General features: G+C 65.2%; 15 protein-coding genes. All 15 read left to right on the plus strand.

All coding sequences use genetic code 11. The annotated features are described in order from the left end of the window. Positions 1-143: 143 nt before the first annotated feature. Positions 144-515 (plus strand): 30S ribosome-binding factor RbfA, encoded by a 372-nt coding sequence (gene rbfA, locus IHE49_RS04130; RefSeq protein ID WP_192155126.1) that lies wholly within the window; start codon positions 144-146, stop codon positions 513-515. Beyond that, the gene (gene truB / locus IHE49_RS04135; RefSeq protein WP_225578127.1) at positions 502-1,455 is read left to right on the plus strand and encodes a tRNA pseudouridine(55) synthase TruB; all 954 of its coding nucleotides are present in this window, start codon (positions 502-504) and stop codon (positions 1,453-1,455) included. Before rbfA ends, truB begins: the two co-directional genes overlap by 14 nt. A gap of 372 nt (positions 1,456-1,827) precedes the next feature. Continuing rightward, positions 1,828-2,097, plus strand: coding sequence for a 30S ribosomal protein S15 (rpsO, locus tag IHE49_RS04140; protein ID WP_192106900.1), 270 nt, complete (start codon positions 1,828-1,830; stop codon positions 2,095-2,097). Positions 2,098-2,240: 143 nt separating this feature from the next. Beyond that, complete coding sequence (gene pnp / locus IHE49_RS04145; RefSeq protein ID WP_192155128.1) at positions 2,241-4,337, plus strand: polyribonucleotide nucleotidyltransferase; 2,097 nt, start codon at positions 2,241-2,243, stop codon at positions 4,335-4,337. A gap of 155 nt (positions 4,338-4,492) precedes the next feature. After that, the gene (locus IHE49_RS04150; RefSeq protein WP_192155130.1) at positions 4,493-5,449 is read left to right on the plus strand and encodes a glycosyltransferase family 2 protein; all 957 of its coding nucleotides are present in this window, start codon (positions 4,493-4,495) and stop codon (positions 5,447-5,449) included. Continuing rightward, positions 5,422-7,059, plus strand: coding sequence for a hypothetical protein (locus tag IHE49_RS04155; RefSeq protein ID WP_192155132.1), 1,638 nt, complete (start codon positions 5,422-5,424; stop codon positions 7,057-7,059). Before IHE49_RS04150 ends, IHE49_RS04155 begins: the two co-directional genes overlap by 28 nt. 62 nt (positions 7,060-7,121) lie before the next feature. Next, positions 7,122-8,189 (plus strand): poly(R)-hydroxyalkanoic acid synthase subunit PhaE, encoded by a 1,068-nt coding sequence (locus IHE49_RS04160; protein ID WP_192155134.1) that lies wholly within the window; start codon positions 7,122-7,124, stop codon positions 8,187-8,189. A gap of 14 nt (positions 8,190-8,203) precedes the next feature. Next, positions 8,204-9,271, plus strand: a complete 1,068-nt coding sequence (gene phaC, locus IHE49_RS04165; protein ID WP_192155136.1) for a class III poly(R)-hydroxyalkanoic acid synthase subunit PhaC — start codon at positions 8,204-8,206, stop codon at positions 9,269-9,271. Positions 9,272-9,288: 17 nt separating this feature from the next. Next, positions 9,289-9,474: a PspC domain-containing protein gene (locus tag IHE49_RS04170; protein WP_192155138.1), complete on the plus strand. Its 186-nt coding sequence runs from the start codon at positions 9,289-9,291 to the stop codon at positions 9,472-9,474. A gap of 28 nt (positions 9,475-9,502) precedes the next feature. Further along, the gene (mtnA, locus tag IHE49_RS04175; protein WP_192155140.1) at positions 9,503-10,516 is read left to right on the plus strand and encodes an S-methyl-5-thioribose-1-phosphate isomerase; all 1,014 of its coding nucleotides are present in this window, start codon (positions 9,503-9,505) and stop codon (positions 10,514-10,516) included. Next, a complete protein-coding gene (locus IHE49_RS04180; protein WP_192155142.1) occupies positions 10,513-10,923 on the plus strand; it encodes a GtrA family protein in 411 nt (136 codons plus the stop codon). The genes mtnA and IHE49_RS04180 overlap by 4 nt, the downstream gene beginning before the upstream one ends. A gap of 162 nt (positions 10,924-11,085) precedes the next feature. After that, on the plus strand, positions 11,086-13,758 hold the full coding sequence (gyrA, locus tag IHE49_RS04185) for a DNA gyrase subunit A (RefSeq protein ID WP_192155144.1): 2,673 nt from the start codon (positions 11,086-11,088) through the stop codon (positions 13,756-13,758). 154 nt (positions 13,759-13,912) lie between these two features. Continuing rightward, entirely contained in the window at positions 13,913-14,956 is a 1,044-nt protein-coding gene (locus tag IHE49_RS04190) for a DUF535 family protein (protein ID WP_225578183.1), read from the plus strand. After that, positions 14,953-15,507 (plus strand): sigma-70 family RNA polymerase sigma factor, encoded by a 555-nt coding sequence (locus tag IHE49_RS04195; protein WP_192155147.1) that lies wholly within the window; start codon positions 14,953-14,955, stop codon positions 15,505-15,507. Before IHE49_RS04190 ends, IHE49_RS04195 begins: the two co-directional genes overlap by 4 nt. After that, complete coding sequence (locus IHE49_RS04200) at positions 15,507-16,508, plus strand: FecR domain-containing protein (RefSeq protein WP_192155149.1); 1,002 nt, start codon at positions 15,507-15,509, stop codon at positions 16,506-16,508. Before IHE49_RS04195 ends, IHE49_RS04200 begins: the two co-directional genes overlap by 1 nt. Positions 16,509-16,521 lie beyond the last annotated feature (13 nt).

The raw sequence follows: 16,521 nt of genomic DNA on the forward strand, positions 1-16,521 counted from the left end.
AGCGGCGTTAGTCGCGGCTTCGGCGGAGGTGCGACAGGCGTATGCCCGGCGCGCCGAGCCAGGAAAGTGCTGGATGGCATTTTCTCGGCATCAGTAACGCGCTTTGGCTTTATTGCTTTTCCCAACAAGATACCCAACCAATCATGCCTTCCCGCGACTTCAAACGTACCGACCGCGTAGGTGCCGAACTGCGCCGCGAACTGGGCATGCTGGTGCATGCCGCGGTGCGCGACCATGGGTTGCCGTCGTGCAGTGTGTCGGACGTGGAGGTGAGCCGCGATCTCGACTTCGCCTCGGTGTGGGTGACCGCGCTGCTGCCCGAGCAATCGGCCGCGGCGGTGAAGGCGCTGAACACGCTGGCCGGCGAATTCAGGCGCGCGCTGTCGCGCAGCATGCGGCTGCGGCGCGTGCCGGAACTGCGCTTCAAATACGACGACTCGGTGGACAAGGGCGAACGCATCGATGCGCTGCTGCGCGATGCGGGCGATGCCGCGCCGTCGGATGACGAGACGTAATTCGGGCTTCATGCACCGCGACCGCAAGCTCCCCCGCATCGCCTGGCGCGATCTGCACGGTATCGTGCTGCTCGACAAGCCTGAAGGCATCAGCTCCAGCCAGATCCTGCAATCGGTGCGCCGCCTGTTCCGCGCCGCCAAGGGCGGCCATACCGGCGCGCTCGATCCGATGGCCACGGGCCTGTTGCCGCTGTGCTTCGGCGAGGCCACCAAACTGGCCGGCAACCTGCTTGGCGCGCGCAAGGCTTACCGGGCCGAATGCCGGCTGGGTGTCACCACGGCAACCGCCGACCGCGAGGGCGAGGTGTTGCGCGAACGGCCGGTGCCTGCGCTGGACGATGTCGCCATCGAGGCTGCGCTGGCACCGCTGCGGGGCCGCATCGTGCAGGTGCCCCCAGCGTATTCGGCACTCAAGCAGGGTGGCGAGCGGTTGTACCTCAAGGCGCGCCGCGGCGAAGCGGTGCAGGCGCCGCCGCGGGAGGTCGAAGTCCATCGGCTTGAACTGTTGTCCCATACCGCCGACACCCTGGTGTTCGAAGTGGAGTGCGGTTCGGGCACCTATGTGCGTTCACTGGCCGTGGACCTGGGCGAGGCGCTGGGTTGCGGTGCTCACCTCACCGCCTTGCGCCGGCTGTGGGTGGAGCCGTTCCGCGAGCCACGCATGGTCACGCTGACCGCGCTGGAGGAGGCCGCGGCGCAAGGCGACGAGGCCTTGTTGGCCTGGCTGTTGCCGGTAGAGGCAGGGCTGGACGATTGGCCGAAGCTGCAACTGGACGAGGCACAGAGCCAGGCCATCGCCCGCGGCCAGCCCATCGTGGTGGCCGGGGCCCGTGGACCGCACGCAGCGTTTGCCAGCGACGGTGCCTTGCTGGCGCTGCTGGAGCTGGATGTGGACGGACGCAGCCGCATCCTGCGCGGTTTCAACCTGCCGCCGCCGTGAATTCGTCCGTTTCTGTCCTGTCGCCCCAGGGATGCCCTGATCAAATCCATGCAGCGGGCCTTCTGGACATCACCCCGTCGCTCTGAATTTCAATACGTTGGGGCTGATTCTGCCCGTCCGCATGCCTTCGGCCCATCGCCTCGACCGACCACCAGCCTGCCTTTGTCGATGATCCTGCGGCCTGCGAATGGGCAGAACCGGTGACGCCTGCGCGGATTTGATCAGGGCATCCCTTGTTGCCAAGCCCGCGCAGCCGTTAGAATAAACAAGTTATTCCGACACTTTCATCCATAGTCGAAGCTTGCGTTTGTGTCATCGCCGATGACGCAAACGCAAGCTTCGCATCGTCTTTTCAAGGAAACAGGTATCACCATGTCGCTCAACGCAGAACAGACCGGCAAGATCATCGCTGACTTCGGCCGCGTGCCGAACGACACCGGCTCCACCGAAGTGCAGGTGGCGCTGCTGTCCGCCCGCATCGAGCACCTCACCGAGCACTTCAAGTCGCACAAGCAGGATCACCACTCGCGCCGCGGCCTGCTGAAGCTGGTGAACCGCCGCAAGAGCCTGCTCGCCTACCTGAAGGATCGCGATCTGGCCCGTTACCAGAGCCTGATCGAGCGCCTCGGCCTCCGGAGGTAACTTTTGCGTTCGTCCTGAACGCGAAAGTCAAAAGGGCGGCCATCCATGGCCGCACTCTCCAAGGGTTCTGCGTTCGCCCGTGAACGCAAAGATCAAGAGGCGGCCATCCATGGCCGTACTCTTCAAAAAGGCAGGAAATCATCGTGGCGAAAGTAACCAAGTCATTCCAGTACGGTAAGCACCAAGTCACGCTGGAGACGGGCGAAATCGCCCGCCAGGCGTCCGGCGCGGTCATGGTCAGCATGGGCGGCACCGTGGTGCTGGTCACCGCCGTGGCCGCGGCCAAGGCGAAGGAAGGCCAGGACTTCTTCCCGCTCACCGTCGACTACGTCGAGAAGTTCTACTCGGCCGGCCGTATCCCGGGCGGCTTCTTCAAGCGTGAAGGCCGTCCGACCGAGAAGGAGACGCTGACCTCGCGCCTGATCGATCGTCCGGTGCGCCCGCTGTTCCCGGAAGAGTTCAAGAACGAAGTGCAGGTCATCGCGCAGGTCGTTTCGCTGAATCCCGAGGTCGATGGCGACATCCCGGCGCTGCTTGGCGCCTCCGCCGCGCTGACCCTCGCCGGCATCCCGTTCAAGGGCCCAATCGGCGCCGCCCGCGTCGGTTACGCCAACGGCCAGTACCTGCTTAACCCCGATGCCTCCGAGCTGGCCGGCTCGAAGCTTGACCTGGTTGTCGCCGGTACCGCCGGTGCGGTGCTGATGGTGGAATCCGAGGCCGAGCTGCTTTCCGAAGAGGTGATGCTCGGCGCGGTGGTGTTCGGCCACCAGCAGATGCAGGTCGCCGTCGAAGCGATCAACGCCTTCGTGGCCGAGGCTGGCCGCAAGCCGTTCAAGTGGGAAGCGCCGGCACGCAACGATGCGCTGTTCTCGGCCATCGAGAGCATCCTCGGCGATCGTCTGGTCAAGGCCTTCGCGATCCGCGACAAGCTGGAGCGCCGCGACGCGATCAGTGCGCTGAAGAGCGACATCAAGGCTGGCATCGCCGTGAGCGCCGCTTCGCACGGCTGGTCCGACCTCGAGATCAACAACGCGTTTGCCGAGATCGAATACAACACCCTGCGCAGCGGCGTGCTGAAGACCAAGCAGCGCATCGACGGCCGACAACTCGACGACATCCGCGCGATCACCGCCCGCGTGGGCGTGCTGCCGCGCACCCACGGCTCGGCGCTGTTCACCCGCGGCGAGACGCAGGCGCTGGTGGTGGTCACCCTCGGCACCACGCGTGACGCGCAGATCATCGACGCACCGGCCGGCGAGTCGAAGGATCCGTTCCTGTTCCATTACAACTTCCCGCCGTTCTCGGTGGGCGAAGCTGGCCGCTTCGGCGCGCCGAAGCGTCGCGAAATCGGCCACGGCCGCCTCGCCAAGCGCGGCGTGCAGGCGGTCAAGCCGTCGATGGAAGAGTTCCCCTACGTGCTGCGCGTGGTGTCGGAAATCACCGAGTCGAACGGCTCCTCGTCGATGGCGTCGGTGTGTGGTTCCTCGCTGGCGATGATGGACGCGGGCGTGCCGCTGAAGGCGCCGGTGGCCGGCATCGCGATGGGCCTGGTGAAGGAAGGCAACGACTTTGTCGTGCTGTCCGACATCCTGGGCGACGAGGACCACCTCGGCGACATGGACTTCAAGGTGGCCGGTTCGTCCGAGGGCATCAGCGCCCTGCAGATGGACATCAAGATCGACGGCATCACCGAGGAGATCATGAAGGTGGCGCTGGCCCAGGCCCAGCGTGGCCGCCTGCACATCCTCGGCGAGATGGCCAAGGCGCTCAGCACCGCGCGCACCGAGATGAGCGAGTACGCGCCGCGCCTGATCACCATCAAGATCCACCCGGACAAGATCCGCGAGGTCATCGGCAAGGGCGGCGCCACCATCCGCTCGATCACCGAGGAGACCGGCGCCACGATCGACATCAACGACGACGGCACCGTGATCATCGCCTCGGTCAACCGCGACGCGGGCGAAGCGGCGAAGAAGCGCATCGAGCAGATCGTCTCCGACGTCGAGCCGGGCCGCATCTACGAAGGCAAGGTCGCCAAGCTGATGGACTTCGGCGCATTCGTCACCATCATGCCGGGCAAGGACGGCCTGGTGCACGTGTCGCAGATTTCCAACGAGCGCGTCGAGAAGGTTTCCGACAAGCTCAAGGAAGGCGACATCGTCAAGGTCAAGGTGCTGGAAGTGGACAAGCAGGGCCGTATCCGCCTGTCCATGAAGGCGGTGGCGGAGGGCGAGGGCTGATATAGCCGCGCTTCGCATCGCGAGTCTCCGGAAACGCCCCGCAACTGCGGGGCGTTTTCGTATACGAGCAAACGAAAGCCGGTTGGATTCCGGTCCGATCCGTCACAGGTGCTTGTTAGAATCCGGGCTTGCCAAGCAGAGAGCGAGGGAACCCGATGCCAGCCAGCGGGATGCAGCGTGTAGCGGTGTTGGTTCCGTGCTTCAACGAGGCGGTGGCTATCGGCAAAGTGGTGCGGGATTTCGCCGAAAGCCTGCCGCAGGCCCGCATCGTCGTGTACGACAACAATTCGACCGACGACACAGCATCGGTGGCCCGTGCAGCCGGCGCCGAGGTTCGACAAGAAAGGCTGCAAGGGAAGGGCAACGTCGTGCGGCGGATGTTTGCCGATGTGGACGCGGATATCTATGTGATGGCGGACGGCGACGCCACCTACGACGCCAGCGATGCACCCGCAATGATCCAGCGCCTGTTGGACGAGCACCTTGATCTCGTGGTGGGCAGCCGCGTGACCGAGCAGCATCTGGCATATCGCCCGGGCCACCGGTTCGGCAACCGCATGTTGACCGGTTTGGCAGGACGGATCTTCGGACGCAGTTTCACCGACATGCTGTCGGGTTATCGAGTGATGTCGCGCCGTTACGTGAAGTCGTTTCCCGTCCATGCGCAGGGTTTCGAGATCGAGACCGAGCTGGCGGTGCACGCGCTGGAGCTGTGCATGCCGGTGGCGGAAGTACCCAGCCGCTATTTTGCGCGTCCCGAAGGTTCGCACAGCAAGCTGAACACGTGGCGTGATGGCTGGCGCATCCTTCTGGCCATCCTGAGATTGGCCAAGAACGGCAAGCCACTGGCCTTTTTTTCGCTGGCTTGCGCGGCGTGCCTGCTGCTGGCAGCTGTGCTGGCGTGGCCGTTGTTGGCCACCTATCTGTCAACTGGTCTGGTGCCGCGCTTCCCGACGGCGATCCTGTGCGCGTCGCTGACGTTGCTTGGCGGGGTGTTCCTGGTCTGCGGGTTGGTGCTCGACACAGTGACCCTGGGGCGACGCGAGCAGAAGCACTTGGCTTATCTCGGCCAACCCGCGCCGGGATGCGGGTCGACGCAGGGGGCGCGCTGATGCGGATGCCGGATCTGCGCAGCGCCGTCGACCGCCATGCCTTGTCTGCCTGTCTGCTGTTCGGAGCAATTGGAGCCTTGCTCCTGAGGCAGGATGCGAGCTGGGACCTGCGGAATTACCACCTCTACAACGTCTGGGCCCTGCTGCACGGGCGACTCACGATCGATCTGGCTGCGGCCGGGCTCCAGAGCTATTTCAATCCGCTGCTGGATCTGCCGTATTACCTGCTTGGCATGGGGCCTCTTGCGCACCTGCCGCGACTGTTGGCCGCCCTGCAAGGGCTGTGGTACGGCGGCATGGTGTTCGTGTTGCTGCGGATCGCAATGCGGTTGGCGGATTTGCAGGGGAGAGCCTTCGGCGCGGGCGACTTGTTCGCAGTGCTGATCGGCGCCACGGGCACCATGACCGTATCGCAGGTCGGACTGAGTTCCAACGAGATGCCGTTGGCCATGCTGGTATTGCTGGCCGTCTACCTGCTACTGCCGCTATGTGCCGAAGATCCGGTCGAGCGGGCGGCCCAACGGGTCTTGCTGGCTGGCCTGCTATGCGGCTTGGCGGCGGGATTGAAGCCCACGGCCATCGTCTATTCGCCAGCCCTGGCGTGCGCCTTGCTGGTGGCTTGCGTGGGCCGTGCGGGGACATGGCGGCTGTGTCTGCTGTTCGTGGCCGCGGCGTCGGGTGGATTTCTTGCCGTCTATGGCTGGTGGGGCGTGAAGCTGTGGAGCCTGACCGGAAACCCCGTGTTTCCGATGTTCAACCAGGTTTTCCATTCGGCTTGGCTGCCGCCCGTCAGTGGTACCGATATTCGTTTCCTGCCGAAAACAGCTGGGCAATGGCTGTTTTATCCGTGCTACTGGGTGTTCAAGAACCAGTGGCTGGTCACCGAAACAAGATTTGCCGATCCGCGCTACGCATTGGCGATGGCCGCGCTGGCCGTATTGGCTGCCTCTGCATGGTTTCGTCGCAAGCAAGCCGCGGCCGGCGGACGTGCCTTACGCCTGTTGGCGGTATTCGTCGTGCTGGCCTATGTGGCGTGGCTGCGGCTGTTCTCGATACTGCGGTATGTGATCCCACTTGAAGCCTTGACGGGCTTGTTGCTGTTGCTGGCGATACAGGCCCTGCTCGCCGTTGCCGGCAAAGGTCGGTCGTCACGGTCGTGGCTTGCATGGTGCATGGCCGGTATCTTTCTCATGTCGGTCTACTGCAGTCATTACCCCAGCTGGGGGCGCGCCGACTATGCCGACACCGTATTTAACGTGCGTGCGCCAGCCGTCGAGCCGGGAAGCACGGTGTTGCTGATCGGTCAGCCATTGGCTTACATCATTCCGTTCATCGGCAATGCGGAATCCAGCCAGTTCATCGGATTGACATCGTTCAACCAGCACGCCGGGAATTACCGGTTGAACGCACTCGTGCGCGAGCGCCTGCATAGCCACCAAGGCCCCATTTACGCACTGCTGGAAAGTAATGTCGCGAGCGGAGCAGAGGCATTGCAGCAGTGGTTGCCGGGGGCGCAATTCGCCGGACAGTGCGAGGTGGTGTCAAGCAATCTTCATAATCGCCGGTACGATGACGCAAATCTGCGGTTGTGCAGGGTTTTGCAACATTGACCGCGAGCCTGCGGGATTGCCCGAGGCGCTACGATACGAACACCGGTTGACGAGGGCGCGCGATGAGCGGACAGACAGGCGATTTCATCAAGGATTGGCAGGTGCTTGCCCAGCAATCCTGGGATGCATGGTTGCGGCAGATGCAGCCCGCCGCCGCCGTGCCTCCGCCCGGAAATGAGGCGTTCGAACGCACGCTGGCCGGACTCAAGGGCTGCTTCGACTGGATGCAGGGCGTGGCCGCGGCCGGCGCCAGTCAGCCTGGTACGGACTGGCAGACCCTGTTGCGCTCATGGGCGGGTTCCGGCAACCAGCCTTTCACGCAAGCCTTCAACGGCATCGACAACGCGGCTGCACAGGGTTTCGTGCAGCAGTGGCAGGCGTGGCTGCAATCGATGCAGGGCGGCGGTTTTGTTGCGCAGGTCGCGGCGGGCGGCCCGGTGCCGGGTTTCGGCCTGCATCGCGAACAGTTGATGCAGCATCAGGAAATGGCTGCCGCGATCCAGACTGCGCTGGAAGCGAATGCGCGCTACCAGGAACTGATCCAGCGCGCGAACACGCAAGGGCTGGAGCGCCTGCAGGCGACGCTCGCCAGACGTGACGCGTCGAGTCCACCGATCGAGTCGCTCAAGGCGCTGTATGACCTCTGGGTTGACGCCGCGGAGGAGGCCTATGCTGAAATCGCGTTGTCCGACGAGTTCCGCGCGGCCTATGGCGAGATGATCAACAGCCAGATGCGCGTGCGCCAGCTGCAGCAAAAGCAGACCGGCCAGCTATGCCGCGAGCTGGGCCTGCCCACGCGCGAGGAAGTTTCCTCGCTGGGTGAGCGTCTGCAACAATTGCGCCGCGACCTGCGCAAGCAGCATGGCGGCGAGGCCGCGGATGAAATCCTCGCGTTGCGTCGCGAGGTGACGGCGCTCCGCCGCGAGTTGGCCGAGCTGGCCGGCAGGCCTGCCCGCACGCAGGGGGCTGCGGTCAAGCACGCGCGGGACGATGGGGCTACGGCCAAGCCGGCACGTGCGAAGGCTGCCGTGGCCAAGTCCACCAGCGGGCGCGCCGCCAGCACTGCCGCGAAGAAGGCGCCTGCTCGCGCCAAGCCCGTACTGGCCAACGGCCGCTCGCGCAAGCGCTGACAGGAAGAGCCATCATGGATAACCCGCTCCATCTCGATCCCACGCGACTGATGCAGGAAATCGGAACGTTCCAGCGCAAGCTCAGTGCCGGCATGGGCCATCTGCGCAGCATGAGCGAGCCCAGTTACGCCAACACGCCACGCGAACTGGTGTATGCCGAGGACAAGCTCAAGTTGTGGCATATGAAAGGCGATCGCGCGCCCACCACACGGACTCCCACGCTGATCGTCTACGCGCTGGTCAACACGGTCTGGATGACCGACCTGCAGGCCGACCGCTCGCTGGTGCGCAACCTGCTCGCGCAGGGCGAGGACGTCTATCTGATCGACTGGGGCTACCCGGACGGAGCCGATCGCTGGCTGACGCTGGACGATTATCTCAACGGCTACCTCGATCGCTGCGTGGACGCGCTGTGCGAACGTCACAGCCTCGACGCCGTCAATCTGCTCGGCATCTGCCAGGGCGGCGCGTTCTCGCTGTGCTACAGCGCGATGCATCCGGAGAAGGTCAAGAACCTCGTCACCATGGTGACGCCGGTGGACTTCCAGACGCCGGACAACATGCTTTCGCACTGGTGCCGCGCGATGGATGCGGATCTGTTCGTCGATACGCTGGGCAACGTGCCGGCGATGCTGATGAACTGGGTCTACCTCACGCTGAAGCCGGTACGCCTGAACCAGCAGAAATACGTGAGCCTGGTGGACATCCTCGACAAGCCCGCGGAGCTGGAGAACTTCCTGCGCATGGAGCGCTGGATCTTCGACTCGCCCGATCAGGCCGGCGAAGCCTTCCGCCAGTTCATCAAGGATTTCTACCAGGGCAACAAGCTGGTGAAGGGCGGCCTTGTCATCGGCGACCGCGAGGTGGATCTCGGCATGGTCAGCCAGCCGGTGCTGAACATCTATGCCGAGCAGGATCATCTGGTGCCACCGGACGCTTCGCGTGCGTTGAAGCGTCGCATCGGCACCTCCGACTACACCGAGCTTGCGTTCAAGGGCGGCCATATCGGCATCTACGTCTCCGGCCGCGCACAGCGCGAGGTGCCGCCGGCGATCCACCAGTGGTTGCGCGCGCGCGACTGACCCGCCAGGAGCCATCCATGGAAAAACGTCTCTATCGTTCCCGCCAGAACCGCACGCTGGCCGGTGTCTGCGGCGGCATCGCCGAATATCTCGGTTGGGATCCGACCCTGGTGCGGGTGGCATGGATCATCCTCACCCTGCTGGGTGGCTCGGGCATCCTGATTTACCTGATTTTCTGGCTGGTGATGCCGGAATCGCCCTGACTTTTTCGCTCCAACACACGAAGTTCCCATGGATTACGACCGCTACGACCGCGTCCGCGCCGTGCAATGGCGCGGCGACCACCTCCGTTTGCTCGACCAGCGCCTGTTGCCGCAGGAGGAGCGCTGGATCGATTGCCGCGACGCCTCCGCGGTGACGCAGGCCATCAAGGATCTCGCCGTGCGCGGCGCCCCGGCCATCGGCATCGCTGCCGCGTGGGGTGTGGTGCTGGCCGCGCAGCAAGGGGCGCCGCTGGACACCGCACTGGCGCAGTTGCGCGCGGCGCGGCCCACCGCGGTGAACCTGATGTGGGCGCTGGACCGCATGAAGGCGCGCGTCGCCGCAGGTGCGGATGCGCAGACGCTGGAGCGCGAAGCGCAGGCGATCCAGGACGAAGACCTTGCCGCCAATCGTCACATGGGCAGCCTGGGCGCGGCGCTGATCGCGCCGGGTTCGGGCGTGCTCACCCATTGCAATACCGGTTCGCTGGCTACCGCGGGTTTCGGCACAGCGTTGGGAGTGATCCGCGCGGGTGTGGCGCAGGGGCGCATCGCCCGTGTGTTCGCAGGCGAGACGCGGCCCTGGCAGCAGGGTGCGCGGCTGACCATGTACGAACTGGTGCGCGACGGCATTCCCGCGCAGCTGATCGCGGATTCGGCTGCCTCGCACCTGATGAAGTCGGGGGCAGTGCAATGGGTGGTCGTGGGCGCCGATCGCATCGCCGCGAACGGCGACACCGCGAACAAGATCGGCACCTACCAGCTCGCCATCGCGGCGAAGCACCACGGCGTGAAGTTCATGGTGGCCGCGCCGTCTTCCACGGTGGACATGGCCACGCCTTCGGGCGACCACATCGAGATCGAACTGCGCGATCCGGCGGAATTGCTCGCCGTCGGCGGCAGGCGCGTGGTGGTGGAAGGCGCCGAGGCCTGGAACCCGGTGTTCGACGTGACGCCTGCCGGCCTGATCGACGCCATCGTCACCGAGCGCGGCGTGATCGAGCGGCCGACCGAAGCCGCGATGCGCACGATGTTCGGCGCATGAGGCACGGTCGCGAGCTGATGTTGTTCGCGGTTGGCGGCGGCATCGGCTTCGTGATCGATGCCGCCATCCTGCAGGCGCTGGTGTCGTTGTGCGGAGCCAACCCCTACGTCGCGCAGGTCTTTGCCTTTCTCGCCGCGGCCACGGTGACCTGGTGGTGGAACCGCAGCCGCACCTTCGCGGAACGCTCCAGCGGCCGTTCCTTGCTGGGCGAATGGCTGCACTGGATGGCCCTGATGGGTTTCGGTGCCGTGGTCAATTACGCCGCCTACGCGGGCAGCCTCCTGCTGTTTCCGTCCTGGCGTCGCTGGCCCGTGCTGGCCGTGGCGGTGGGTTCGGCCGTTGCCGCCGTGGTCAATTACGCGGGTGCCCGCATGATGCTTTACAAGAAGCCCAAAGAGCATTCATAAGTCATTGAATTAAAAGCGCATTTTGCTTGGTTGAAATGTGCATCTGTGCTATGATTCCAAGATTGCGCGAGAGGCTTTGGCGCGGCATGCGACGGCGCCTCCGTGCGCGCTTCGTGCCGCACCTGTCTCGCGCTCCTTTCAGTCCTCCAGGGAAGCCACTCAATGGCAGAACTCGCCAAAGAAGTCATTCGCGTCAACATCGAAGACGAGATGCGCCAGAGCTATCTCGACTACGCGATGAGCGTGATCGTAGGCCGCGCGCTGCCGGACGTGCGGGACGGCCTGAAGCCGGTACATCGCCGCGTATTGTTCGCGATGAACGAGCTGAGCAACGCCTGGAACAAGCCTTACAAGAAGTCGGCCCGCGTGGTCGGCGACGTGATCGGTAAATACCATCCGCACGGCGACGCGTCCGTGTATGACGCCATCGTGCGCATGGCGCAGCCGTTCTCGCTGCGCTACATGCTGGTCGATGGCCAGGGCAACTTCGGTTCGGTGGACGGCGACAACGCGGCAGCGATGCGCTACACCGAGGTGCGCATGTCGCGCCTCACGCACGAATTGCTCGCCGACATCGACAAGGAAACCGTCGACTTCGGGCCCAATTACGACGAGAGCGAGAACGAGCCGCTGGTGCTGCCCACCCGTGTGCCGAACCTGCTGGTGAACGGATCGGCAGGTATCGCGGTGGGCATGGCCACCAATGTGCCGCCGCACAATCTGAACGAGGTTATCGCCGCCACCATCGCGCTGATCGACGATCCGGTGCTGTCGGTCGACGACCTGATGCGCTACGTTCCCGGCCCGGACTTCCCCACCGCCGGCATCATCAACGGCTCCTCCGGCATCGTCGAGGCCTATCGCACCGGACGCGGCCGCATCCTGGTGCGTGCCAAGACCGAGATCGAGACCGAGAGCAACGGCCGCGAGACCATCCTCGTCCACGAGCTGCCGTACCAGGTGAACAAGGCGCGGCTGATCGAGAAGATCGCCGAGCTGGTCAAGGAAAAGAAGATCGAGGGCATCAGCGAGCTGCGCGACGAGTCCGACAAGGACGGCATGCGCGTCGTCATCGAGATCCGCAAGGACGCGATGGCCGACGTGGTGCTGAACAACCTGTTCCAGCAGACCCAGCTGCAGGTCACCTTCGGCATCAACATGGTGGCGTTGCTGGACGGCCAGCCGCGCCTGCTGAACCTCAAGGACATCCTCGAGGCCTTCATCCGCCATCGCCGCGAGGTGGTGACCCGCCGCACCATCTTCGAACTGCGCAAGGCACGCGCCCGTGCGCACATCCTCGAAGGCCTCACCGTCGCGCTAGCCAACATCGACGAGATGATCGAGCTGATCAAGACCTCGGCCTCGCCGGCCGAGGCGCGCGAACGCATGCTGGCGCGCAAGTGGCAGCCGGGCATGGTGGGTGCGCTGCTCGCCGCTGCAGGCGCCGAGGCTTCGCGGCCGGAGGACATGGACCCGCGCGATGGTCTCAAGCCTGGTGGTTACCAGCTCTCCGAGGTACAGGCGCAGGAGATCCTCGCCATGCGCCTGCATCGCCTCACCGGCCTGGAGCAGGAGAAGCTCTCCGACGAATACCGCGAAATCCTCGAAGCCATCCGCGGCTTGATCGAGATTCTTGAGAATCCGGAACGCCTGCTCGCGGTGATCCGTGAAGAGCTCGAGACGATCAAGAACGAGTTCGGCGATGCGCGTCGCACCGAGATCCAGCACTCGCAGGAGGACTTGAACGTCCTCGACCTGATCGCGCCGGAAGACATGGTGGTCACGCTGTCGCACACCGGCTACATCAAGCGCCAGCCGGCCAGCACTTATCGTGCTCAACGGCGTGGCGGCAAGGGGCGTTCCGCCTCCGCGTTGAAGGACGAGGATTTCGTCGAGCAGCTGTGGGTGGTGAACACCCACGACACCCTGCTTACCTTCACCAGCACCGGTCGCGTGTATTGGCTCAAGGTCTACCAGATACCGGAGGCGGGGTCGGGCGCGCGCGGCAAACCCATCATCAACCTGCTGCCGCTGACCGCAGGCGAGAAGGTGCAGGCCGTGCAGCCGGTGCGCGAGTACGGCGAAGACCGCTACGTGTTTTTCGCCACCAAGCACGGCACAGTGAAGAAGACGCCGCTCAGCGAATTCGCATTCCAGCTGCAGAAGGGCAAGATCGCGATCAACCTCGACGAGGGCGATGCGCTGGTCAACGTTGAACTTACCGACGGCAACAGCGACGTGATGCTGTTTGCCTCCAATGGCCGCGCCGTGCGTTTCGCCGAGGGCGAGGTGCGCGTCATGGGCCGCACCGCCACAGGCGTGCGCGGCATCCGCCTTGCCGAAGGGGCGCAGGTCGTATCTCTGCTCGTGGTGGAGCATGCGGCCGAGCAGGCCGGTGGCGACGACGAGACCAACGAGGTGGACGAGGCCGAGGATCTGGCCGACGGCTCCACGTCGCCGTTGGAGAGCTACGTGCTGACCGCGACTGCGCGCGGTTACGGCAAGCGCACGCCGCTGTCGAAGTATCCGCGCAAGGGCCGTGGCATCCAGGGCGTCATCGGCATCCAGTGTTCCGAGCGCAACGGCAACCTGGTCGGCGCCGTGTCCCTCGACGAAACGCACGAGATCATGCTGATCTCCGACCAGGGCACCCTGGTGCGTACGCGCGCCGCGGAAATCGCCAAGGTCGGCCGCATCACGCAGGGTGTCACCTTGATCCGCCTGCCGGCGGAGGAGTCGCTGGTCAGCCTGGTGCGTCTGGACGCCGAGGTGGACAACGGCGAAGAGCCGGCCCCCGAGGGTGCGGCGCCGGAACCGGGTCCGGACCTGGCCTGATTCCCGTCGGGCGCCCTTGGGCTACGAAGAGCCCCGGCCAGGCCGGGGCTTTTCGCGTCCGATGACTGGGTGGCTGGCGTCGCCATTTCAATTTCCCGGGCCACAAACGTCTTGCTGCCGAGTGTTCGATTGCGAGACGACGATCTTGAACGAGATGCAGCACACCTTGCCTGCCATGTCGCTGTCCGAACGGGCGGCGGCATGGCTTGGCGACGAGGTCCTTCCCCCGGCCATTGGTCATTTCCTGCGCTCGTTGCGCGGCCGCCACGATTGGCACGGCAAGGTTGACAGGCGCACCTTGATGGCAGCCAAGTACATCGCACGCTGCCTGGCGGTGTTTCGCCAGCAACTGGGCTTCCTGGCCTTTGTCGAGAGCGAGCCGGCATTGCGCGCGTTCCGGCGCCGTGATCCGCGCATGCTGGAGCGCCACCTACATCGCTACCTCAACACGGGTTGGCGTCGCAGCCAGCGCCTGCGAGCGATCCGCGGGCATTACCGCCATGCCCTGGCGGCGATGCCGACGCCTTTGTTCCGCGCGGTGTACGCCGAGGGTGCGGCGCCGCTGGGCCTGCTGACGCTGAAGGACGGCGGCCGGCTGATCCTGAGCCTGCGGCCGCCGATCTTCCTGGGGTGCGAGGGCGAGCTGTGCATTCAGCTTGCCGATGAACTCGGCAATCCGCTGTACCGCATCGTGGTCACGGTGATCGACGACGATACGCTGGCCATCGGCTGCATCCAAGGGCCCGTCGGCGGAGCGGCACGGGAAACCGTACGTGAGTTGACGCGCAATCTGCATGGCCTGCGCCCGCGCTGCCTGATGCTGGCGCTGACCCGTGCACTGGCGCGACACTGGGGCCTGTCGCGGTTGCTGGCGGTCGGCAATGCGGCCCATCCCTTGCGCAATCCGCGGCGCCGCTTCGTGGCGGACTACGATGCGTACTGGGAGGAGCAGCAGGGCAGGGCCGCCGGCGGCGGTTGGTACGAATTGCCGTTGCAGCCGCTGCGCAAGGCCGAGGCGGACGTGCCCAGCCAGCATCGCTCCGCGTTCCGCAAGCGCGAAGCCTTGCGCATGGAGGCCGAGCGCCTGCTCGTCGAAGCGCTGGGTGCGATACCTGGACGCCACCAACGGCACACGCGGCACGTCGAGATGCCGGGCTTCGACCGTCGATTGGAGGGGGCATGCGCAGAAGCGTCATGAATCAGCCGCTAGACACCATCGATGCAACGATAGAGCAGCGCCAGGGGGCCAGTGTCGCGACGTTGTTCCGCGAACACAATCGCGCGCTGGTCGCGTTCCTGCAGTGCAGGCTCGGCTCGCTCGCCGATGCGCAGGAGTTGGCGCAGGAGGCTTACCTGCGCATGCTCGTGCTGGAAAACTCCGGACGGATCGACTCGCCGCGTGCCTTCCTCTTCCGCATCGCAGCCAATCTCGCGGTCGATCGCCTGCGCATGCGCAAGCTGCGCGAGGCGCCAGCCATGGACGAGTTGCCGGAACCCGCGCCGGAGCTGCATCTAGCACCGGTGCCGGAGCGCCACGCGATGGCTTCCGAGCAATGGCGAGGATTGCAGGAGGCATTGCGCGAATTGCCGCCCAAGACCAGCCGTGCCTTTGTGCTGCACGTGATCGAGGGACGCGATTTCGAGGCGATCGCGCAAACCATGGAGCTAAGCGCACGCATGGTGCGCTACCACGTCACCCGGGCGCTGGCACATTGCCGCGCACGCGTGGAAGAAAGGGAGATGCCGTGATGGCCAACACCCAACAATCATTCGATGAACACATGTTGCTGACGGCTGCCGACTGGTGGACCCGCCTACGCGATACACGCGGCGCCGAGGCCAGCGTGGAGCAGTGGTTGGACTGGACGGCGCAGAACGAGCGCCATCTCGCCGCTTTCGAATACGTCAATGTTTTCGGCGAACGGCTGGGCAGGCTGGATGCGGCCGCTCGCCGGCAACTGCTGCACGAGTTCGCGCCTGCCGCCGCACCACGCCGGCGCTGGCTGCCGCTGGCCGCTGCAGCGGCCGTGGTCGCCCTGGTCGCCGGTACCGGCTTCCTGCTGTGGGAGCGTGTCGCAGGCAACGCCGTGGTGCAGGCGACCTATGCGAGCGTCACCGGGCAGAACCGCGACATCGTGCTTGCAGATGGCAGCAAGGTGACGCTGGGTGGCGCCAGCCGTTTGCGCGTTCGTTTCGACGCCGGCCAGCGCCAGGCAACGCTGGAAGCGGGCGAGGCGTATTTTCAGGTGGTGCACGACTCCCAGCGCCCGTTCGAGGTCGTCGCCGGCGGCGTCACGGTTCGTGACATCGGTACTGCCTTCGACGTGCGTCGCAGTTATGGCGAGGTGGCAGTGGCGGTGACCGAAGGGCAGGTACGGGTCGCCGCTACCAGCAGTGCGATGCAAACGCTGGATGCAGGCGCGGGGCAGCGCGTGGCCTGGGATCCGGCCGCGCGCACGCTGCGCCTGGGCACTACCACGCAGGAGCAGGCGATGGGCTGGCGCAGCCACCGGCTCGAATTCGTGGGCGAACCGCTGGCGGTGGTGGTCGACAGCGTCAACCGCTACAGCAGCAGGCCGGTGCGGCTGGATGGCGCCGACGTCGCGGGTCTCAGTTTCACCGGCACCGTTCGCACCGACGAGATCGACAGCTGGCTGCGCGCGTTGCCGCAGGTGTTTCCGTTGCAGGTGGAAATGGGCGAGCACGCGGTGACGCTTTCCGCCGGCCCGATGCCTGCGCAGCGGCGCTAAACGCATCGGGTAC

Source organism: Rhodanobacter sp. 7MK24 (assembly GCF_014842995.1).
GTDB lineage: Bacteria > Pseudomonadota > Gammaproteobacteria > Xanthomonadales > Rhodanobacteraceae > Rhodanobacter_A.

Coding starts and splice junctions, on each gene's coding strand:
- rbfA (WP_192155126.1), top strand. CDS start 144: ATGCCTTCCCGCGACTTCAAACGTACCGACCGCGTAGGTGCCGAACTG.
- truB (WP_225578127.1), top strand. CDS start 502: ATGACGAGACGTAATTCGGGCTTCATGCACCGCGACCGCAAGCTCCCC.
- rpsO (WP_192106900.1), top strand. CDS start 1,828: ATGTCGCTCAACGCAGAACAGACCGGCAAGATCATCGCTGACTTCGGC.
- IHE49_RS04150 (WP_192155130.1), top strand. CDS start 4,493: ATGCCAGCCAGCGGGATGCAGCGTGTAGCGGTGTTGGTTCCGTGCTTC.
- IHE49_RS04155 (WP_192155132.1), top strand. CDS start 5,422: ATGCGGGTCGACGCAGGGGGCGCGCTGATGCGGATGCCGGATCTGCGC.
- IHE49_RS04160 (WP_192155134.1), top strand. CDS start 7,122: ATGAGCGGACAGACAGGCGATTTCATCAAGGATTGGCAGGTGCTTGCC.
- phaC (WP_192155136.1), top strand. CDS start 8,204: ATGGATAACCCGCTCCATCTCGATCCCACGCGACTGATGCAGGAAATC.
- IHE49_RS04170 (WP_192155138.1), top strand. CDS start 9,289: ATGGAAAAACGTCTCTATCGTTCCCGCCAGAACCGCACGCTGGCCGGT.
- mtnA (WP_192155140.1), top strand. CDS start 9,503: ATGGATTACGACCGCTACGACCGCGTCCGCGCCGTGCAATGGCGCGGC.
- IHE49_RS04180 (WP_192155142.1), top strand. CDS start 10,513: ATGAGGCACGGTCGCGAGCTGATGTTGTTCGCGGTTGGCGGCGGCATC.
- gyrA (WP_192155144.1), top strand. CDS start 11,086: ATGGCAGAACTCGCCAAAGAAGTCATTCGCGTCAACATCGAAGACGAG.
- IHE49_RS04190 (WP_225578183.1), top strand. CDS start 13,913: ATGCAGCACACCTTGCCTGCCATGTCGCTGTCCGAACGGGCGGCGGCA.
- IHE49_RS04195 (WP_192155147.1), top strand. CDS start 14,953: ATGAATCAGCCGCTAGACACCATCGATGCAACGATAGAGCAGCGCCAG.
- IHE49_RS04200 (WP_192155149.1), top strand. CDS start 15,507: ATGGCCAACACCCAACAATCATTCGATGAACACATGTTGCTGACGGCT.